The organism is Cupriavidus sp. WGlv3, assembly GCF_023952475.1.
GTDB lineage: Bacteria > Pseudomonadota > Gammaproteobacteria > Burkholderiales > Burkholderiaceae > Cupriavidus > Cupriavidus phytorum.
The window spans coordinates 142009-162718 of record NZ_JALHRX010000004.1 but is presented as its reverse complement, the minus strand read 5'-3'; the positions used below and the strand labels follow the sequence as shown (position 1 = coordinate 162718).

Below are 20710 nucleotides of genomic sequence, written 5' to 3'. Positions count from 1 at the left end.
TTTCATCACCAACAAAGAAAGAGGAGACAGGTACCCATGCTCAGACTTCGTGCCCGCCCGCGGCTTGCCGGCTTCGCCTTTGCTGCCACGGCACTGGCCGTCGCGTCCAGCCCGGCCCACGCCCTCAATATCCTGCTGACCAATGACGACGGCTGCGCCGCGCCCGGCATCACCGCGGTGCGCAAGGCCCTGCAGGACGCCGGCCACCGCGTGATCACGGTCGGCCCCGCCACCAACCAGAGCGGCTCGGGCGCCGCCTATGCCACGCCCGACGGCCGCACCCGGCTGGTGGTGGACCCGCTCGCCGGCAGCGCCGAGACCTTCTGCGTGCACCGGGTCAAGCCCACCTTTGTCGCGGGCAGCGCGCTCAACAGCACCAACCCCGACTATATCGGCACCGGCTCGCCGGTCGACGCCACCGCGATCGGCCTGAAGATCGTCGCGCCGGAAAGCGGCTTTACGCCGGACCTGGTGGTGTCGGGGGCCAACTTCGGCGAGAACCTGTCGGATTCCATCCCGCACTCCGGCACGGTGATGAACGTGCTGTTCGCCGCGCGCCGCGGCGTGCCCGCCATCGCGCTGAGCGTGGGCGTGGACTTTAGCGAGGCACGCTCCGGCTTCCCGGCTACCATCGCCGCGTTCCCGAAGGCCGGCGCCTTCCTGGCCCGCGTGGTCGCGACCCTGGAGGCCAGCCGCCCCGCCGGCCAGCCGCTGCTGCCCGTGGCCCACCCGCTCAGCATCAACTACCCGGTCGGCGGCACCCCCGCCGGCGTGCGCCTGACCGTGCCCGGCACCGTGGATTCCTTTACCACGGCCTACAAGCGCAATGCCGACAACACCGTCTCGATCGACGTGGGCGCGGCCGAGACCGAACTGGCCGCGCTGGCAAAGACCGCCGAGACGCCGGCCTTCCTGGCGAAGTACATCACCATCTCGCCGCTCGATGTCGACTTCCGCCCGACGCCGCTGGCGCGCGGCCTGTTCAACCGCTCGCGTCGCGAGCTGGCCAACCTGGCTCCGTGAGCACCGATACCATGGGCAAGCAACTTCGACACTGGCGCCACCTCGTGCTCGCATGCGGGGTCGCAGCCGTCGCGGCATGCGGGGATGAGCCGGCGCAGGATGTGAGCGGCACCGCCGCCGTGGGCGCGGCGCTGGCCGGCGCCACCGTGCAGGTGCGCGACACGCAAGGGCAGGTGCGCCACGCCACGGCCGATGCCAGCGGCGCCTTCCGCCTGTCCGGCGTACCGGACGGCGCGCTGATGGTCCGCTGCGAAGGTGGGCTCGTAAGCGGGCCCACACAGGGCGAGCCGAACCGCCAGCGGCTGCACGGCCTGGTGCTGGGCGGACGCACCGTCAACTGCACGCCGCTGACCGAGCTGGCGCTGTGGAAACTGACGGGCGGCCCGCCGGGCCAGGCCTTCGACAGCTTCGGCACGGCGACCGCCAAGGGGCTGTCAGCCGAAGCGCTGGCCGAAGCGGAAAGCGCCGTACTGGCAGCGCTGGCCGCGGGGGCCGGAGTCGATGTCGATCCTGCCGCGATCCCGCGGCGCTGGCACGACACCCCGCTGCAGGCCGGCAATGCCGGCGATGCCCACGATGCCGCGCTGGACGCGCTGCGCGAAGCCATCTCCGACCAGGCCTCGATGGATTTCATGGGCGAGATGGTGGTGCACGGGCTGTGCGTGGCCGATGGGAACTGCGGGTGAAGCAAGCTTGCGGGGCGCGTGAGAACCACCGCCCCGCAACGCCGCCGCGGTGGCTCTGTCATCGTCCCGCCGCCCCCGGCAACATCTCGCATACCGGCAGCCGGAACATGAACTCGCTGCCGCCGCTGCGCCGGTTGCGCACTTCCAGCGTGCCGCCGTGCGCCTCGATGATGGAGCGGCAGATGGCGAGACCCATGCCCATGCCATCGTCCTTGGTGGTGAAGAACGGCTCGAACACCTGGCCCAGCACGTCCTCGGGGATGCCCGCGCCGTGGTCCTGCACGCTGACGACGACATTGTCCTGCTCGCGGTACGAGGTCACGATCAGTTCGCGCTGCGGGGGCGGAGTCTGCACCATGGCGTCGAGCGCGTTGGTGATCAGGTTCAGCACCACCTGCTGCAGCTGGACGCGATCGGCTTCGACCACGGCGGACCCCGCCGCCAGCCGTGCGACCACCCGGACCTCGTGCGCGTCGATGTCCAGGCGCGCCATCTCCAGCACTTCGCGCAGCACATCGTCGGGATGCAGCGGCGCCAGCACCGCCGGCACCTGCCTGGCCAGCGCGCGCAGCGCACGGATGATGTCGGCGGCGCGCAGCGCGTACTGCTTGATGTCGGTGAAGCCGTCGAGCGCCTCGGCCACCTCCGGCCTGGGCCGGTTCAGCCAGCGCAGGCTGGCGTCGACGGTGGCGACGATGGCGGTGAGCGGCTGGTTGACTTCATGCGCGATCGAGGCGGCCAGGCCGCCCATCACCGTCAGGTGCGAGGTGCGCGCCAGTGCCGAGCTGGCGCTGCGCAGCCGCATTTCGGCGGCGACGCGGCGGTTGCTTTCGTCGATCAGCTGCTGGTACAGGCGCGCGGTCTCGAGCGAGATCGCCACCTGCGGCGCCAGCACCTCAAGCTCCGCGATCCGGGTCGCGTCGAATACCGCCGGCGCCAGGCTGTTTTCCAGGTAGAACACGCCGACCAGGCTGCCGCCGCGCAGCAGCGGCAGGCACAGCACCGAGCGCGGGCCGCCGGCAATGGCGCCCCTGGTGCGGATCGACGGCGCATCGACCATGGCGTCGTCCAGCGCCAGCGTCTGCCGGGTGCGCAGCACGCTGTTGAGCACCGCCAGCGGCAGCGCCTGCTCGCTCGGCACCGCACTGCCCAGCGTCACCGCCACCTTGCCATCGGCCACGCGTGCCGAAGCCTCGATCATGGGCTGCTCGCCGCGCATCAGCAGCAGCAAGCCGTACTGCGCGCCGGCATGGACCACCACATGGGTCATCAGCGTTTCAATCAGCCGGTCCATCACGATCTCGCTGGACAACGCCCTGGCCGCCTTCATGCCCAGCTCCCAGCGCTGCGCGCTGAGCCTGCCATCGGCGCTGCCGTGTTCGTGCCCCGCCACGTCGCGCTGCGGATGGCGCTTCTCCAGCAGCGTCGCCTTGTGGTCGGCGCCCCAGCGGCGGTAGCCGGCATGGGCCAGGCGCCAGTGCTGCGCGGCCGCGGTCGGCAGGCCGCGCGCTTCGCACAGCATGCCGGCCAGCTCGTGCGCCAGCGCCGCCTCATGAACGAAGCCGGCCGCGGCGGCGGCGGCCGCCGCCTGCTCGTAGCCGGCCAGCGCCTGCAGCGGATCGCCGCGCAGGCGCGCCAGCTCCGCATCGACCAGCGCCAGCTTGCCGCGGAAGGTCAGCGGATTCAGCGCCGCCCAGCGGGCAAAGCAGTCACGGTGCGCGGCAAGTTCGGCCATGACATCGGCCATGGCATCGGCCATCACGTCGTCCGACGCCGCGCCGGCGGTCGCGTGCGCCAGCGCAATGGCCAGATACAGCCGGCAATCCGCGACGTTGATATGGGCCGGCGCCGACCAGATCAGCGTCTGCGCCTCGCGCAGGCTGCGCACCGCGTGGTCCCACTCCTGCCGGAACACCGCCGCCATGCCGTCGTAGAGCCAGATCCAGAACCGGGTCGGCAGCGAGTTGGCGCGCGCCAGCCGCTGCGCCGCGCTCATCTGGTGGGCGGCCTCGTCCTGCGGCGGCGCTTCGTCACCGCTGCGCAGCCGGCGCAGGAAATGGTGCTGCGAATACAGGATCAGCTCGATATCCCGGTATTGCACCAGCCGCGTCAGGGCCAGCCCGCGGTCGATCTCTTCCTCCACCAGGCGCAGGTGCTCGCCCATGGCGAGCAGGTCGGACACGATATGGTTGCAGGCATAGCACGCCATGCCGATATCGCCCGAGGCCCGGCCCAGCGTGACGGCGCGCTGCGCATGCGCCAGCGCGTAGGACAGCGGCCGGGTCCAGGCGCTGACCTGGTCGACCGCCACCAGCGTGGCGATGCGCTCGGCCTCGTAGCCATGGCGGTCGGCCAGCTCCATCGCCGCCAGCCCATAGGCCAGTCCGTCCTCGTATTGCTCGTACAGGCTGGCGATAAAGACGCCGAACCACGACAGCCCGTATGGCGATTCCGCGGTGGCGCCGTGTTCCAGCGTCAGCTCCACCATCTTGGCCACGTGCAGGAAGCTGATGCCATCGCGCACGAACAGCGACGAGATCAGCGTCGACAGCAGCCCCATGATGGTCTGGATGCGGCTGTCTTCGGTCGCCGGCAACCGGCCCAGGCTGTCGATGGCGCGCCCGCCCAGCGCCCGCTTCACCGTGTCATAGGCCTCGCGCATGCGCGCCGGGCCGGGCCCGCGTTCCAGGTGGATATCGAGCAGCGCCAGCCCCGACAGCGCGGCGTTGATCGCGCCCTCGTAGTCGGAACGCACGGTCTGCAGGCTGGCCTTGAGCCGGTGCACGGCGGCCTTGTCCACCGGCGGCAGGTCGCGCGCGAGCAGCGCGTCGATCTCCTGCGAGGCCGGCTCCAGCCGCGCCTGCGCCAGCAGGCATTCGCAGTGCAGCATGCTCGCACCGTAGGCCAGCGCGCAGTGCGTGGTCCACCATGACGGCTGCATCAGCGCGAATGCGGCGTCGGTGTAGCGCGTCGCCTGCGCTAACGCCGCGCTGCGCCGGGCGCGCCTGGCGGCGACCAGCAGCACCTGCACGAAGGCCACGCGTTGCGGCTCGGGCAGCGGATGGCCGGCCGCGCGTTCGATTTGGTTGCCGATCTCGAAGGCATGCACGGCCTGGTCGGCCTGCCAGTGCTCGATCATGATGGCCGCGATGCGGGCGTGCGCGGCCGGACGCTCGCGCGGCGCGATCATGGCGTACGCCGCCTCCAGCACACGGTCGTGCTGGAACGCGTAGCCGTCCTCGCTCCGTACCAGCAGGCCGGCATCGACGAAGGGGCGCAGCCGCTCGCCGAGCTGCGCCGCATCGAGTTGCGCCACGCACGCAAGCAGGCTCTGCTCGCAGCGTATGCCCACGCAGGCCAGCTGCCTGAGCAGCTCCGTACCTGCTTCCGGCAGCCGCGCGAAGCGGCGGGTCATCAGGTCGGTCACGCTGTCGGTGTAGCGATGCTGCGCGGCATCGGCCTCGTCCCAGTGCCAGCCGGCGCGCTCGTCGCGGTAGGCCTCGCGGTAGGCCAGCACGCCATCGTCGACCAGCGCGCGCAACAGCTGGTACGAGAAGAAGGGATTGCCGCCGGTCTTCGCATGCACCAGCTGCGCCAGCGCTTCCACGCGCGGCGCCGGCTCGTTGAGGGCGGCCGCCACCAGTTCGGTCAGTTCCCACACGGACAGGGGCCGCACGGCGATGCGCGTGACCGGCAGCGCGCCGGCGCGGCTTGCGTGCATAAGCCACGAGAAGCGCTGCTCGACATCGTTGCCGTGGTCGCGATAGGCGGCGATCAGCAGCAGGTTGGCCGGGCGCTGCGTGGTAAAGGCTTCGAGCAGCGCAATGGTCGACGCATCGGCCCACTGCAGGTCATCGAAGCACAGCACCAGCGGCGCGCCCTGGTCGGCAAAAGTGGCGAAGGTGGCAAGGATGGCCTGCTGCGCGCGCGCCTGCGCCTGCTGGGCCGGCACCTCGGCCAGCGGCGCGGTGCGCCCCAGCACGTGCTCGACCTCGGGCACCAGCACGGCAATGGCCCGGCCCTGGCCCGCGAGCGCGCGCAGCCAGCGCTTGCGCACCGGCGCCAGCGCGGCTTCCGACTCGCCCAGCAGCGGCAGCGTCAGCGCGCGGATCATCTGTGCGACCGGGGCGTACGGAATGTCGAGCTGCAACTGATCGCTCTTGCCGCTGGCAAAACGCATGCCATGCTGCCCCGCCTGGCACGACAGCCACGCCGCCAGCGCCGACTTGCCGGTGCCGGCGGCGCCGGCGAGCAGCACCAGCTCGGACTGGCCGCTATGGCGCACGCGCGCCAGCGCGTCGGCAAGCTGCGCGGTTTCGCGCGCGCGGCCAAAGAGTTCGCCGGAGACGTTCAGCGTCGAGGTCGGGCCGGCGGCATCGAGCCTGAACGGCGCGATCTCGCCGCGTTCGCGCCAGTCCGCCTGGCAGCGCAGCAGGTCGGCAAGCAGCGACATGGCGCCGGCATAGCGGTCAGCCGGGTCCTTGGCCAGCAGCCGGAGCACGATCGCGCCCAGCAACGGCGCGAGGCCGGGTGTGCGTACGTGCGGCGGCTCCGGCTCGACGGCGAGATGGGCGTGCTGCCACGCCGCGGGCGACTCGGCCGTGAACGGCAGCGTGCCGGTCAGCATCTGGTAGAAGGTGACGCCGAGCGAATACAGGTCAGAGCGGGCACTGGTGCGCGCCTGGTCGGCGCGGGCCACTTCGGGCGACTGGTATGCCCACGATGCGGGGCCGGGGCGCGGCACGACGGGCGGCATGGCGTCCAGCGCGGTGGCATGATCGAAGCCGGTCAGGCGCACGCCGGCGCTGTCGTCGGCGCTGTCGTCGGCGCTGTTGTCATCGCTGTCATCAACGAGCAGGTTGTGCGGCCGGATATCGCCATGCAGCAGGCCGTGCGCATGCGCGCCCGCCAGCGCGCGCACGCTGCCGATGGCAAGCTGCAGGAAGCGTGCGACGGGAACAGCGGCGTCCCCCAGTGTCGCGGCGACGGTCGATGCGGGTGCGCCGCCATACACCACCACCATGCGATCCGCGCTGCGCAGCGTGGCGACTGGCACCGCGGCCCAGTCCGCCTGCAAGCGTGCGGCCAGCCGGGCTTCGTCCTGAAGTGGCCCGCTGTCGGCCATCGGCGCGGCCCTGGCGAAGCAGCGCAGCCCGGTGTCGGGGTCGGACAGCTGCAGGTAGCCGATGCCGTCCGACACGTGCAGCACGGTCTGCGCGGCCCGCGCCAGCCAGGTGTCGTCAAAGGCCGGTGCGGGGCTTCGCTGCGCGGGAATGCCAGGCGTCATGGGGGGGGAATGATGTCAGGCTCGGCGCCACGGCGCACTCAGCCGCCGACCTTGCACAGGCCCAGCTGCTGCGCCATCAACACCAGCTCGGCAAAGGTGCGCGCCTTCATCTTGCGCATGGCCTGGCCGCGGTGGATCTTCACCGTCACCTCGCTGATGCCGATCTGCGCGGCGATCTGCTTGTTGAGCAGCCCCGCCACCGCCAGGCCCATGACCTCGCCTTCGCGCGGCGTCAGCGACTGGTAGCTGGCGCGCAAGGCGTCGAGCTGGCGCAGTCCCTGGCGCCGCTGCCGGTCTTTTTCCAGTGCGGCGGCGACCGCATCGAGCAGGTCCTGGTCGCGGAACGGCTTGGGCATGAAGTCTTCGGCGCCAGCCTTCATGGCCGCGACCGTCATGGCGATGTCGCCGTAGCCGGTCATGAAGATGATGGGGATGTGGACGCCCAGCTGGCCCAGCCGCGCCTGCAGGTCGAGCCCGCTCTGCCCGCGCAGCCTGACATCGAGCAGCAGGCAGCATGGCGTATCGGGCAAGGGCGTTGCCAGCAGTTCGGCGGCCGAGGCGAACAATGCCACGTTCAGGCCGACCGAACGGAACAGGTTGCCCAGCGCCCGGCGCAGCGCGGCATCGTCGTCGACCACCAGCACCGTCGCGTCATCGTTCGCACTGGTGTCGGCTGGCTCCAGGCTCGGTGATGTCACGGTCAGATCTCCAGTGCGCTCGGAAAGGTGTTGCGGATTATAACCAGCGGGCATGTCATCGCAAGGACCGGCATGGGGTCACGGCAGTGACGCACCGGGCACCCATACCATGGTGTTAGTCGCGGATGGGAGCGGTGACGACGCGTACGCCGTGCACGGCGCACCACGCCTGGGCATCGGCGCCGCCGCCGGGTAATACGAACATCCGATTTGCGTTGGCGCCCACACCGACTAGTCTTCCCTGCGGCAGCGCTGCGGTCATGCAACCCCGCCGCCCTGCTCCGCCCCCTCCCGCGTTGCGGCCTTGCGCTGAAGCAAGGACCGCACCCGGCTCAACCCTGGTCCCAAGGAACGACACCATGTCCAACCCGAAGCTCGAAGTCCTCACCCCGCAGAACAGCCAGCTGATCATCATCGACCATCAGCCGCAGATGGCCTTCGGCGTACAGTCGATGGACCGGCAGGCCATGAAGAACAACGTGGTCGGCCTGGCCAAGGCCGCCAAGATCTTCAATATCCCGACCACCATCACCACCGTCGAGAGCGAGTCGTTCTCGGGCTTCACCTATCCGGAACTGCTCGACGTGTTCCCGGACCAGAAGACCCTGGAGCGCACCTCGATGAACTCGTGGGACGACCAGAAGGTGCGCGACGCGCTCAAGGCCAACGGCCGCAACAAGGTCATCGTGGCCGGCCTGTGGACCGAGGTCTGCAACACCACCTTCGCGCTGTGCGCGATGCTCGAAGGCAACTACGAGATCTACATGGTGGCCGATGCCTCGGGCGGCACCAGCAAGGAAGCGCACGACTACGCCATGCAGCGCATGGTGCAGGCCGGCGCCGTGCCGGTGACGTGGCAGCAGGTGCTGCTGGAATGGCAGCGCGACTGGGCCCATCGCGACACGTATGACGCCGTGATGAAGCTGGTGAAGGAGCATTCCGGTGCCTATGGCATGGGCGTCGACTACGCTTACACCATGGTCCACAAGGCGCCGCAACGCACCGCCACCCCGCACGAGTCGATCGCGCCGGTGCCGGCGCGCTGAGCCTGCGGCGATCTCGTCGCGTTCTGTCGTCCTCCTCCATCGCAAAGGTTAATCATGAGCTTCATTACTACCCAAGACGGTACCCGGATCTTCTGCAAGGACTGGGGCTCGGGCCGCCCGGTCGTGTTTTCGCACGGCTGGCCGCTCAATGCCGACGCCTGGGACGCGCAGATGCTGTTCCTGGTGCAGCAGGGCTTCCGCGTGATCGCCCATGACCGCCGCGGCCACGGCCGCTCGGACCAGCCCGCGCAGGGCAACGACATGGACACCTATGCCGACGACCTGGCGGCGCTGCTGGACGCGCTGGACCTGCAGGATGCGACGCTGGTGGGCCACTCCACCGGCGGCGGCGAGGTCGCGCACTACATCGGCCGCCACGGCACCAAACGCGTGGCCAGGGCCGTGCTGATCGGCGCGGTGCCGCCGGTGATGCTGAAGACCACGGCCTACCCCAACGGCCTGCCGATGGCGGTGTTCGACGGCATCCGCAAGGGCGTTGCCGACAACCGCTCGCAGTTCTACCGGGACCTGGCGGTGCCGTTCTTCGGCTTCAACCGCGACGGCGCCAAGGCCTCGCAGGGCACCATCGACGCGTTCTGGGCGCAGGGCATGGCCGGCGGCATCGTCGGCCAGTACGCCTGCATCCGGGAGTTCTCGGAAGTGGACTATACCGAGGACCTGAAGAAGATCGACGTGCCGACGCTGATCCTGCACGGCGACGACGACCAGATCGTGCCGATCGGCAACTCGGCGCGCCTGTCGGCCGAGATCGTGAGGGACGCCACGCTGAAGGTCTACCCCGGTGCCTCGCACGGCATGTGCGTGATCAACGCCGACCAGGTCAATGCCGACCTGCTGGCCTTCCTGAACGCCTGAGCTTATGTCAGTCACCCGCCGGCAATTCATCGCCTCCGCCGCCGCGCTCGGCGCGGCCGCCTCCTCGGAGATCTTCGCCATGTCACCGGAAACCCCTGACCTCATCCTCTTCAACGGCAAGTTCGCCACGCTCGACAAGTCCAATCCGCAGGCCGATGCCGTGGCCGTGCGCGACGGACGCTTTGTCGGCGTTGGCACGCGCCAGGACATCATGAAGCTGGCCGGGGCGCAGACGAAGGTCATCGACCTGAATGGCCGGCGGGCCATTCCCGGGCTGATCGACAGCCACATGCATATCATCCGCGGCGGCCTGAACTACAACATGGAGCTGCGCTGGGACGGCGTGCGCTCGCTGGCCGATGCGATGCGGATGCTGAAGGACCAGGTCGCGCGTACGCCCGCGCCGCAATGGGTGCGCGTGGTGGGCGGCTTCACCGAGCACCAGTTCGCCGAGAAGCGCCTGCCCACCATCGAGGAACTGAACGCAGTGGCGCCCGATACGCCGGTGTTCATCCTGCACCTGTACGACCGCGCCATCCTGAACGGCGCCGCGCTGCGCGCGGTGGGCTACACCAAGGACACGCCCAACCCGCCGGGCGGCGAGATCGTGCGCGATGCGCGCGGCAATCCCACCGGCCTGCTGCTGGCCAAGCCCAACGCAACCATCCTGTACGCGACGCTGGCCAAGGGCCCGAAGCTTCCGCCCGAGTACCAGAAGAACTCGACCCGCCATTTCATGCGCGAGGTGAACCGGCTTGGCGTCACCGGCGTGATCGATGCGGGCGGCGGCTACCAGAACTACCCCGAGGACTACAGCATCATCGAGGAACTGCACAAGGAAGGCCAGCTGACGGTGCGGCTCGCGTACAACCTGTTCACGCAGAAGCCGAAGGAAGAACTCAAGGACTTCAAGACCTGGACCTCCCAGGTCCGGCCGGGCCAGGGCGACGACCTCTACCGCCACAACGGCGCCGGCGAAATGCTGGTCTACACCGCGGCCGACTTCGAGGACTTCCGCGTCGAGCGCCCGGAGATGGCGCCGTCGATGGAAGCCGACCTCGAGCCGGTGATCCGCCTGCTGGCCGAAAAGCGCTGGCCGTGGCGGCTGCATGCCACCTATGACCAGACCATCTCGCGCGCGCTCGACGTCTACGAGAAGGTCGCCAAGGAGATCCCGTTCGATGGCCTGAACTGGTTCTTCGACCACGCCGAGACCATCTCCGACCGCAACATCGACCGCATTGCCGCGCTCGGCGGCGGCATCGCCGTGCAGCACCGCATGGCGTACCAGGGCGAGTATTTCGTCGAGCGCTACGGCGCGCGCGCGGCCGAAGCCACCCCGCCGGTGAAGAAGATGCTGGAGAAAGGCGTCAAGGTCGGCGCCGGCACCGATGCCACGCGTGTGGCCTCGTACAACCCGTGGGTGTCGCTGTACTGGCTGACCACCGGCAAGACCGTGGGCGGCATGCCGATGTACCCGCAGGCCAACCTGCTCGACCGCGAGACCGCACTGCGGCTGTGGACCGAGGCCAATACCTGGTTCTCGTCCGAAGTCGGCAAGAAGGGCCAGATCAAGGTGGGGCAGCTCGCCGACCTGGCGGTGCTGTCGGCCGATTACTTCAGCGTGCCGGGCGACGAGATCCAGGACATCGCCTCGGTGCTGACCATCCTCGGCGGCAAGGTGGTCTATGGCGACGGCGACTTCAGCAAGCTGTCGCCGCAGATCCCGCCGGCGATGCCGGACTGGTCGCCGGTGCGGCATGTGGGCGGCTACCAGCCGCGGCCGCAGGCGCGCAAGCTGGCGATGAACACCGCGTGCGGCTGCGCCAGCAGTTGCGGCGTGCACGGGCACGCGCATGCCAGGGCCTGGACTTCCAGCGTGCCGACCTCGGACGAAAGCACCTTCTGGGGCGCACTCGGCTGCTCGTGCTGGGCATTCTGATCTCAACCACTTTCCCAACGCCCCCACCCGGAGACTGGCCATGCCTGAACCCACCACGCTGACGCCGGATTCCTCCGGCGCAGCCACACTGCGCATGCCGCGCTGGCTGCACTGGCTGGCGCTGCTGCTGCTGTGCGCGGCCTACCTGCAGGGCGGCCTGGTCAAGCTGGCCGACTTTGGTGGCGCGGTCGCCGAGATGCAGCATTTCGGCCTGTCGCCGGCGGTGCCGATGGCGATCGCGACCATCGTGCTGGAGCTGGGCGCGTGCGCCATGATCCTGCTGGGCTGGCGCCGCTGGCTGGGCGCCCTGGCGCTGGCGGGGTTCACGCTGGCCGCGACCTTCGTCGCCAACCGCTTCTGGCAGGCGCCGCCCGACGCCAGGTTCATGATGGCCAACGCCTTCTTCGAACACCTGGGGCTGGTGGGCGGCTTCCTGCTGGTGGCCTGGCATGACCTGCGCGACCGGCGCACGCCTGCGCAAACGGAGCAATGACCAGCATGGCCGAACAAACACTCCGTCCCACGCCCACGCCTGCCAACGGCGGCACCTTCGCGCCGCTGGCGCAGGCCACCTTCGCGGTGCTGTGGGCCGCGACCATCCTCGGCAATATCGGCAGCTTCATGCGCGACGTGGCCAGCGCCTGGCTGGCGACCGACCTGTCCACCTCCCCCGCCGCGGTCGCCACGATCCAGGCCGCGGCCACGCTGCCGGTGTTCCTGCTGGCGATTCCGGCCGGCGTGCTGTCCGACATCCTTGACCGCCGGCGCTTCCTGATTGCGGTGCAGGTGGGGCTGGCCATGGTCAGCGGCACGCTGATGGTGCTGGCCTGGCGCCAGGCGCTGACGATCGAGATCCTGATCGGCATGGCCTTCCTCGGCGGCATCGGCGCGGCGATGATGGGGCCCACGTGGCAATCGATCGTGCCGGAACTGGTGTCGCAGCAAGAGCTCAAGCGCGCGGTCGCGCTCAATGCGCTGGGTGTCAATATCGCGCGCGCGATCGGGCCGGCCGCCGGCGGCCTGCTGCTGGCGGCGTTCGGCGCGGCCACGACCTATGGCGTGGACCTGGTCAGCTATGTCTTCGTGATCGCCGCGCTGCTGTGGTGGAAGCGCCCGCAGCGCGCCGCCGATCCGCTGCGCGAGCATTTCCTGGGCGCCTTCCGCGCAGGGCTGCGCTTCACCCGCGCGCACAGCAAGCTGCATATCGTGCTGGCGCGCGCGGCGGTGCATTTCGCCTTCGGCAGCAGCATCTGGGCCTTGTTGCCGCTGGTGGCGAAGCAGCTGCTGCAGGGCGGCGCCAGCCTCTATGGCGTATTGCTGGGCGCGGTGGGCCTGGGCGCGATCCTCGGCGCGCTGGTGATGCCGCGGCTGCAGCGCAGGCTCGACGCCGACGGCATGGTGCTGCTGTCGGCCGTCGTCACCGCCGTGGTGATGGCGGCGCTGTGCATCGCGCCGCCGGTGTGGGTGGCGCTGCCGCTGTTGCTGTTCCTCGGCGCCGCCTGGATCACCGCACTGACGACGCTGGGCGGCGTGGCGCAGGCCATCCTGCCCAACTGGGTGCGCGGCCGCGCGCTGGCGGTCTACCAGATGGTGTTCAACGGCGCGATGGCGGCGGGCAGCCTGGTGTGGGGCTTCGTGGCGCAGGCGCTGGGCATCTCCGGCGGACTGCTGGTCGCCGCGGGCGGCCTGCTGGCCGCGGCGCTGCTGCTGCATCGGCTGCGCCTGCCGCGTGGCGAGGAAGACCTCGCGCCGGCCCAGCACTGGCCGGAGCCGGAGGGCGCCGAAGAGATCGCGCATGACCGCGGACCGGTGATGATCCTGATCGAGTACTGCGTCCGCGCGGAAGACCGCGATGCCTTCCTGCGCGCGGTGCACAAGCTCTCGGAAGAACGGCTGCGCGACGGCGCCTTCAACTGGGGCGTGATGGAAGACCCGGCCGATCCGGAACTGCTGACCGAGTGGTTCCTGGTCGAATCCTGGGCCGAGCACCTGCGCCAGCACCGACGCGTGCCGCACGCCGATGCCGACCTGCAGCGCGAAATCACGCGCTTCCATGCGCGCGAGACGCCGCCGCGCGTGCGGCACCTGCTGGGCGTCGGGCTGCCTGACCCGCACACGACACCGGCAGCGCCGACGGCTTCGCACTGATCCACCAAACTTATCGGAAATCGCCATGAAGCTCTACCTTGTCTCCCTGGCCGCCGGCATCCTCGTCGGCATCATTTACGCACTGATGCAGGTCCGCTCACCCGCGCCGCCGGTGGTGGCGCTGATCGGCCTGCTTGGCATGCTGATCGGCGAACAGGTGGTGCCGCCGATCAAGCGCATGCTCGCCGGCGAACCGGTGACGGCCGCGTGGTTCCACGCCGAGTGCATGCCCAAGATCACCGGAACCCCGGGGCCGACCCTGAACGCCGCCAGCAAGCCGCCCGCCGACGATGCCGCGAACTAGCCGGGCCTGTTGCGCGCTGCTGGGCGCGTGCTGCGCCGTACTGAGCGCGCCCGCGCTGGCGGACGGCAGCGTCACCGTCTACGGCCGCCTGAACACGTCGCTCGAGTACAGCCGCGCCAGCACCGCGACCGACGGCACCGGACTCGGCAGTGTCGTGCGCCTGAACAACAACCGCTCGGTCTTCGGCCTGCGCGGCGAAGAAGACCTGGGCGGCGCGCTCAAGGCCGTGTGGCAGATCGAAAGCGCGCTGTCGCTGGATACCGGCGAGGGCCAGATCGCCAGCCGCAATTCGCGCATCGGCCTGCAAGGCAGCCACGGCCTGCTGTTCCTGGGCCACTGGCACACGCCCTACACCGAGGCCACCATGGGCTACGACCCGTACTACCCGACCACCGCCGGCTATATGGCGCTGATCGGCAACGGCTCGGCCTCGAGCACCGACAATGTCGAGAACACCAGCGCGTTCGACCGGCGCCAGAAGAACATCGTGCAGTACCGCACGCCGCGCTGGGCCGGCGTCAGCCTGTGGCTGGGCTGGGGCTTGCCCGAGGAGAAGACCACCGTCGCGCGCAATCCGGCGCTGTACTCGGTGGCGGCGGTCTACGAGCGCGGCCCGCTCAACGCGACGCTGGCCTGGGAACGCCACCAGCACTACCAGGCCGCCGGCCGCAACGACGACGCGCTCAAGGCCGGCGTGGCGTGGCAGCTGCTGCCCGGCACGCGCCTGGCCGCGGTGGTCGAACACCTGCACTACCGCACCGACACCGGCGACCTGCAGCGCAATGCGTACTACGCCTCGCTGGTGCAGCAGGTCGGGACCGGCAGCGTGCGTGTCGGCGTGGCCTATGCGGCCAACGGCACCGGATCGTCGACGGATACCATCGGCTTCTTCCGCAGCGGCGCGCAGACCCACGCCACGCAGTTCACGGTCGGCTACGACTACCCACTGTCGCGGCGCACCGCGCTGTATGCCTACTACAGCCGCATCGACAATGCCGACAACGCGATCTACGACTTCGCCATCAACGACCTCGGCATCCGCGCCGGCGCCGATCCGCAGACGTTTGCGCTGGGGCTGCGGCACACCTTCTAGTGCCGCCACGCAGCAAGGGGGCGTGCGTGACCCCTGCGACCGCGCACGCCTGTTCGAGGAGTTCGCGTGAATGCCACGCCCGTGATTGCCATCGTCGACGACGACGCCGCCGTGCGGCAGGCCATGGGACGGCTGCTGCGCGCCTTCGACCTGGCCGTGGAGCTCTACCCCGGCGCGGCGGAGCTGCTGGCATCGCCGTCGCTCGACGGCATCGACTGCGTGATCGCGGACGTGCAGATGCCGGGCATGAACGGCTTCGCGCTCTGCGCCGCGCTGCGCGCGCGCGGCCTGCGCATGCCGGTGATCTTCATGACCGCCTTCGACAAGCAGGGCTATGAAGCGCGCGCGCAGGCGGCTGGGGCGGCGTGCTTTATCGGCAAGCCGTTCGAGGATACCGAGATCATCCGGTGTATCGACCGGGCGCTGGGGCTGCCGGGCGACACGCGCTAGGCTGGGCAGTCATTCCGTGTGCGCCGGCTCCCGACGCACCATGCCGGCTGGCGCGGTGCGTTGCCCTTTGCCGCGCGTCGCGAGCCAGCAAAGGATGGAACCGCCACCCACCATCGCAGCACCCTTCCAGAACGCGAACGACAGCGGCGCATGCAGCAGCGCGGCGGCCAGCGCGGCCGACAGCACCGGAATGCAATACGATGCGCCCGCCAGCACCGACACATTGCCGTGCAGGATGCCGACATTCCACGCCGCATAACCGAAGCCCATCGCACCGGCAGCCAGAGCCAGGTAGACCACGCCGGCAACACCGAACGCCATCGCTTCGCCGCCGGTGAACAGGTACTTGGTCCACAACGCCAGCGCCGTCAGCATGAAGAACAGCGTGACTGCGTTCTTGCCCTGCGCGATGCGGGCGGTCACGGTGCAGTAGCCCGCCCAGATCACCGCGCCCGCGAAGGCCAGTCCGTAGCTGAGCGGGTTGTCCCGCACGTTGGCCGCCATGCCCGCCGCATCGAGCCCCTGGTCCCTGCCCAGTACCAGGCAGATGCCGAGCATGGCCACCAGCAAACCCGGCACGATCAGCCAGCTGGCCCGCTGCCGGTTGAACAGGATGGCGGCCAGCAAGGTGAAGCTGGGCCACAGGTAGTTGACCATGCCCACTTCGATCGCCTGCCTGCCGCTGCTGGCGTAGCCGATCGACAGCGACAGGCACAGTTCGTATGACACGAACAGCACGCTGCCCCAGACCAGGTACGCGCGCGGCAGCGCCCGCAGCCGGACACTTCCCACCGTGAGCCACAGCAGCGCGGAAGCCACCGTGTACATCAGCGCCGCGCCACCGGTGGCACCGAAACTTTCGCTGACGCCGCGGATCAGGCCAATCATGCAACTCCAGAGCAGCACCGCGACCAGCCCGACCAGCGTTGCCTGATTTTTCTGCATGACTGCCATGGGATGAAGCTATCGATGGGACGGAAGGGGCATCACTTTACTTGATCGACGGCATGCGCTCACCGCTAGAATGCAGCAACGACGCCGCCTCGCGCGTCGGTTCGACCCCCGGAGCCGGCATGGAACCCCTCTCTTTTGAATTCGTCACCGTCGAGGAAGCCAGGAAGATCCTGGACGGCGTGCCGCCGGTGCAGGCCGCGCCGGACTGGAGCGAACAGCGGCGTGCGCCGTCGCCGGAAGATGCGGCGCTGTCGGACGTTGCCATGCGCTGGCTGGTGTCGCTGCCGGCCCAGGCGCGCCCGCTGGTGCTGTGCCGGCGCTATCCGCGCATCGGCAACCAGCTGGCGGCGCTGGCCGCCAATCCGGCGGCGCTGCATGCCTTCCTGGTCGAGTTGCTGATCGACAAGCGCGGCGGGCGGCAGGGGTTTCCGGAGGGCATCGCGCTGGAGCTGTCGCGCTTGCATGAACACGTGGTGCAGCAACTGCCCGGCGCCAGCGAGGCGCCGGGGTGGCCCGACCTGACCGACTGAAACGCCGGCAGGTTGCGCGGCTTGCCGGGCGGCGCGACAGACGCGCTGGCCAGCCGCGCCCGCGCTCAGATCACCAGTTCGATGACGAACGGTCCCTTGCGCGCGTTGGCCATGCGGAACAGGTCGGCAAAGCCTTCCATGTCGGTGGCTTGTGCCCCCTCCACGCCCATGCCGCTGGCCAGCTTGACCCAGTCCAGGTCGGGGTTGCCGATGTCGAGCATGTCGAGCGCGGTCTTGCCGGGGTTGGCGCCGACACCGGCCAGTTCGCCCAGCAGGATGGCGTACTTGCGGTTGGCCAGCAGCACCACGGTGACGTCGAGCTGTTCGCGCGCCATGGTCCATAGCGATTGCAGCGTGTACATGGCCGAGCCGTCGGCCTGCAGCGCCACTACGCGCCGGCCGGGCGCCGCCACGGCCGCGCCGAGCGCCAGCGGCAGGCCCGCGCCGATGGCGCCACCGGTCAGCTGCAGCCAATCGTGCGGCGCGGCGTGCACGGTGCCGGGATAGAAGGCGCGGCCGAAGCTGACGCTTTCTTCCACCACGATGGCCTGCTCGGGCAGCAGCGCGGTGAGCGTGCGCGCCACCGCCTCGGAGGTGACCGCGCCGCGTGCGGGTTCCACCGGCGCAGGGATAGCCGCGGCGGGCAGTTGCGCCTGACGCGCGCCGAGTTCATCGGCCAGCCGTGCCAGCGCTTCGGCCAGGTCTTCTTCCGGGCGCGCCAGCACATGAACCGCGGCATCTTCCGGGTACGGGCGCGGCGACTTGCCCGGGTAGGCAAAGAACGTTACCGGCGCCGTCGCGCCCACCAGGATCACGTTGCGGATGCCGGCCAGCTTGTCGCGCGCGGCATCGCCGGAATACGGCACGCGGTCCACCGCCAGGCGACCGCGCCCGCGCGCCACGCGCGCATTGGACATGGGCGAGATCAGCCGTGCACCGGTGGCCGCGGCGATGCGGTGCGCGTCGGCCAGCGGCGCCTCGCGCAGCGCGCTGCCGGCCAGCACGATCAGCGTCGGCTGGCCCGAGCGCAGCACGCGCGCGGCCTGCTGCACCGCGTCCGGCGAAACCTTCGGCACCGCCGGTGCCGGCAGCGGCGCGGCCACCACGCCGCCCGCATCCCAGCACACGTCGGACGGCAGGATCAGGCTGGCGACGCCGCCCGGCGCGGCGCAGGCGGCCTGCACCGCGGCCGACGCATCGACCCCGACCGAAGCCGCCTGCGTGGCGGTGCGCGTCCATACCGACACCGGCCGGGCCCAGCCTTCGGTGTCGGCGGTCAGCGGCGCGTCCAGCGGCCGGTGGTAGGTGGCCTGGTCGCCGATGAGGTTGACCACCGGCGTCTGGGCGCGGCGCGCGTTGTGCAGGTTGGCCAGGCCGTTGGCCAGCCCCGGGCCGCAATGCAGCAGCGTGGCGGCGGGCTTGCCGGCCATGCGCGCGTAGCCGTCGGCGGCGCCGGTGACCACGCCCTCGAACAGCCCCAGCACGCAGCGCATGCCGGGAATCCGGTCCAGCGCCGCGACGAAATGCATCTCGCTGGTGCCGGGGTTGGCAAAGCAGGTGTCCACGCCATTGGCCAGCAGGGTCTTGACCAGGCTCTCGGCGCCGTTCATCGGTTGTGCGTTGTCCATCTGGGGTCCGTTGGTTGGAAAGTGGGCTGGAGGGTTGGCTGGGGGCCGGTCAGTCATGCCGGATGCGGGCGCGCGGCCAGCAGGTCGAAATCGAGGCAGACGAACTCGGTGGGGAATTCAATGCGGGCGAAATAGACGATGCGCTCGGCGCCCGCCATCGTGGCCGACGGCACGCAGGCAAAGCGGCGCAGCTCGGCCACCGGCGCGCCGACCGCCAGCGCCAGTGCGGCCGCCGATTCCGCACCCGCCGCGACGATCGACAGCCGCTGCCGCGCGGTGCTGACCGACAGGCCGGGAAAGCGGTCGAGCACCGGCACCGACGCGCCCTGGCGGAAGGCCTCGGGATCGCGCGCGAACACATCCCCCTCGATATAGACCTCGCCCACGGCGAAGGGTCGCCCGTCGAGCCGGTGCAGCCGTCGCAGGAAGTGGTAGGCGGGCGCGCGCTCGCCGGCGCACGGCATGCCCAGGTCGTCCGGCAGCGGCACATTGCCAGCGGACTCGACCATGGCTTCGGTATCGAGCTGCGCGCCGACGGCAACGGCTTCATCCCAGCTGGTCGACAGCGACACCTGCCGCCGCGCCTGGCACGGCGCCTTGACGAAGGTGCCGCGGCCGCGCGAGCGCTCCAGCAGCCCTTCCTCGTCGAGCATCGACAGCGCATGGTGCATGGTCATGCGCGCCACGCCGTACTGGCGGCACAGCTGCTCCAGCGACGGGATGCGCGCCCCCTGGCGCCAGGCGCCGCTTTCGATCTGTCGGCGAAAGATGGTGGCCAGCTGCAGGTAGACCGGCTGGCGGCTGCGGGACAGCAGTTCGCTGGAAAGAGGATCCGGCATGGGCAGGTGCCCGGTACCGGGCGGTTTGAGGCGCTGGCGGATGCCGGCGGGCGGTGGGGAACAGTATAAAAAGTCTATAAAGGTAGACCACTAGGGTTTACCTTGCCCGCTATGGCTCTTGAACCGCACGGGCAAAAAAAAAGCGCCCGCAGGCGCTTTGCAAGACCGTTGTTCGGCGTCTTACCACCGCACATCCCGTTCCCATGCCTTCATCTCTTCCTCGGCCTGCTCCTTGCTGTAGCCATAGCGCTCCTGGATGCGGCCGGCCAGCTGATCGCGCTTGCCATTGATCTGCGTGATGTCGTCATCGGTGAGCTTGCCCCACTTCTCCTTGACCTTGCCCTTGGCCTGATCCCACTTGCCTTCGATCTGATCCCAGTTCATGTCGTGCTCCTTGCTGTCATGGCAAGGGGGCGCTGGCGGCGTCCCCTTGCGAGTGGTGCGGTGGCCGGCCCGCCCTTGCCAGGCAGGCCGTGTTGAACCCGCTTACTTGCCGTACTTGGCCTTCACGTCGGCCTGGCACTTGTCCTTGGAATCGCCGGACATGGCGTCGCAGCGTTCCTTGTCAGCCTTGTAGGCGGCGTCCATGGTGTCCTTCTTCGCATCGGCGCGGGCCTCGGCCACGTCGCTGCGCGAACCGGTCGCCGCGGCCTTGTCGACCTTGGCGGCGGTCAGGGCTTTTTCATGCGCGGCCTTGGCGTCCTTCTTGCAGACGTCCTTGTCGTTGCCGGTCTTGTCGTCGCACATTTCCTTGGCGACGTCATAGTCGCGGTCGGCCTTGGTCTTCTCGGCCTTGGCCATCGACTTTTGCGTGCCGTCGCGGCGCGCTTCGGCCTGGGCCTTGGCCACGTCGCGGTCGCGCTTGGCCTCGGCCTTGCAGACGTCCTTGGCGTTGTCCTTCATGCCATCGCACTTGGCAGAGGCAGCCTTGTAGTCCGCGTCGGACTGCTTCACTGCGGCGTCATAGTCTGCCCTTGCGCCGGTTGCAGCCGTTCCGGGCGTCGTCGCCGGTGCCGTCGTCTGCGCCAGGGCAAAGCCTGCCGGGGCGGCAACCATCATCGAACACACTGCTGCGGTCAGCCATTTCTTCATCATGTCGAGCTCCTTTCCGGGTGATTGCGTAAGGGTACGCATGAGAGGCCGGCGGCTATGCTGCTGGCCATGCCGTATGTACAGAGTAGGCTCGGGGGGATGGGGTCAGCAGGC

18 protein-coding genes are annotated in these 20710 nt (G+C 69.6%); 11 read left to right on the top strand and 7 right to left on the bottom strand.

Annotated features, from left to right (window positions below):
- Positions 1-36 precede the first annotated feature (36 nt).
- Both surE and MKD38_RS09670 read left to right on the top strand, forming a co-directional pair.
- Positions 37-1023 carry a 5'/3'-nucleotidase SurE gene (gene surE / locus MKD38_RS09675; RefSeq protein WP_252676269.1) on the top strand — a complete coding sequence of 329 codons (987 nt, stop codon included), beginning with the start codon at positions 37-39 and terminating at the stop codon, positions 1021-1023.
- A gap of 101 nt (positions 1024-1124) precedes the next feature.
- Positions 1125-1709, top strand: coding sequence for a hypothetical protein (locus tag MKD38_RS09670; protein ID WP_252676267.1), 585 nt, complete (start codon positions 1125-1127; stop codon positions 1707-1709).
- Between the two features lie 58 nt (positions 1710-1767).
- On the opposite strand, the gene MKD38_RS09665 is transcribed toward MKD38_RS09670, so the two are convergent.
- Together MKD38_RS09665 and MKD38_RS09660 are read right to left on the bottom strand one after the other, a co-directional pair.
- A complete protein-coding gene (locus MKD38_RS09665) occupies positions 1768-6996 on the bottom strand; it encodes a trifunctional serine/threonine-protein kinase/ATP-binding protein/sensor histidine kinase (RefSeq protein ID WP_252676265.1) in 5229 nt (1742 codons plus the stop codon).
- 38 nt (positions 6997-7034) lie between these two features.
- A complete protein-coding gene (locus MKD38_RS09660; RefSeq protein ID WP_252676263.1) occupies positions 7035-7694 on the bottom strand; it encodes a response regulator transcription factor in 660 nt (219 codons plus the stop codon).
- 359 nt (positions 7695-8053) lie between these two features.
- On the opposite strand from MKD38_RS09660, the gene MKD38_RS09655 reads away from it, so the two are divergent.
- From MKD38_RS09655 to MKD38_RS09620, 8 genes are all read left to right on the top strand, one after another.
- Positions 8054-8740 carry a hydrolase gene (locus tag MKD38_RS09655; RefSeq protein ID WP_111520068.1) on the top strand — a complete coding sequence of 229 codons (687 nt, stop codon included), beginning with the start codon at positions 8054-8056 and terminating at the stop codon, positions 8738-8740.
- A 54-nt stretch (positions 8741-8794) separates the two neighbouring features.
- On the top strand, positions 8795-9616 hold the full coding sequence (locus MKD38_RS09650) for an alpha/beta fold hydrolase (RefSeq protein WP_252676261.1): 822 nt from the start codon (positions 8795-8797) through the stop codon (positions 9614-9616).
- A gap of 79 nt (positions 9617-9695) precedes the next feature.
- Complete coding sequence (locus tag MKD38_RS09645; RefSeq protein WP_252676259.1) at positions 9696-11558, top strand: amidohydrolase; 1863 nt, start codon at positions 9696-9698, stop codon at positions 11556-11558.
- Between the two features lie 40 nt (positions 11559-11598).
- The gene (locus MKD38_RS09640; protein WP_252676257.1) at positions 11599-12051 is read left to right on the top strand and encodes a DoxX family protein; all 453 of its coding nucleotides are present in this window, start codon (positions 11599-11601) and stop codon (positions 12049-12051) included.
- 5 nt (positions 12052-12056) lie between these two features.
- Positions 12057-13706, top strand: coding sequence for an MFS transporter (locus MKD38_RS09635; RefSeq protein WP_252676255.1), 1650 nt, complete (start codon positions 12057-12059; stop codon positions 13704-13706).
- Positions 13707-13731: 25 nt separating this feature from the next.
- Complete coding sequence (locus MKD38_RS09630) at positions 13732-14010, top strand: XapX domain-containing protein (RefSeq protein ID WP_111520063.1); 279 nt, start codon at positions 13732-13734, stop codon at positions 14008-14010.
- The gene (locus MKD38_RS09625) at positions 13997-15103 is read left to right on the top strand and encodes a porin (protein ID WP_252676253.1); all 1107 of its coding nucleotides are present in this window, start codon (positions 13997-13999) and stop codon (positions 15101-15103) included. The genes MKD38_RS09630 and MKD38_RS09625 overlap by 14 nt, the downstream gene beginning before the upstream one ends.
- 66 nt (positions 15104-15169) lie before the next feature.
- A complete protein-coding gene (locus tag MKD38_RS09620) occupies positions 15170-15553 on the top strand; it encodes a response regulator transcription factor (protein WP_252676251.1) in 384 nt (127 codons plus the stop codon).
- Between the two features lie 9 nt (positions 15554-15562).
- Here MKD38_RS09620 and yddG read toward each other — a convergent pair whose 3' ends face one another.
- Complete coding sequence (gene yddG, locus MKD38_RS09615; protein WP_305882512.1) at positions 15563-16507, bottom strand: aromatic amino acid DMT transporter YddG; 945 nt, start codon at positions 16505-16507, stop codon at positions 15563-15565.
- A gap of 119 nt (positions 16508-16626) precedes the next feature.
- Here yddG and MKD38_RS09610 point away from each other — a divergent pair, with 119 nt between their 5' ends.
- Complete coding sequence (locus tag MKD38_RS09610) at positions 16627-17037, top strand: hypothetical protein (RefSeq protein WP_252676241.1); 411 nt, start codon at positions 16627-16629, stop codon at positions 17035-17037.
- Positions 17038-17102: 65 nt separating this feature from the next.
- On the opposite strand, the gene MKD38_RS09605 is transcribed toward MKD38_RS09610, so the two are convergent.
- The 4 genes from MKD38_RS09605 to MKD38_RS09590 form a co-directional block, all read right to left on the bottom strand.
- Entirely contained in the window at positions 17103-18647 is a 1545-nt protein-coding gene (locus MKD38_RS09605) for an acetolactate synthase large subunit (protein WP_252676714.1), read from the bottom strand.
- 71 nt (positions 18648-18718) lie between these two features.
- Positions 18719-19504, bottom strand: a complete 786-nt coding sequence (locus tag MKD38_RS09600; protein ID WP_252676239.1) for a GntR family transcriptional regulator — start codon at positions 19502-19504, stop codon at positions 18719-18721.
- A gap of 180 nt (positions 19505-19684) precedes the next feature.
- A complete protein-coding gene (locus tag MKD38_RS09595) occupies positions 19685-19888 on the bottom strand; it encodes a CsbD family protein (protein WP_115699716.1) in 204 nt (67 codons plus the stop codon).
- A gap of 102 nt (positions 19889-19990) precedes the next feature.
- Complete coding sequence (locus MKD38_RS09590; RefSeq protein WP_252676237.1) at positions 19991-20599, bottom strand: hypothetical protein; 609 nt, start codon at positions 20597-20599, stop codon at positions 19991-19993.
- Positions 20600-20710: the final 111 nt, after the last annotated feature.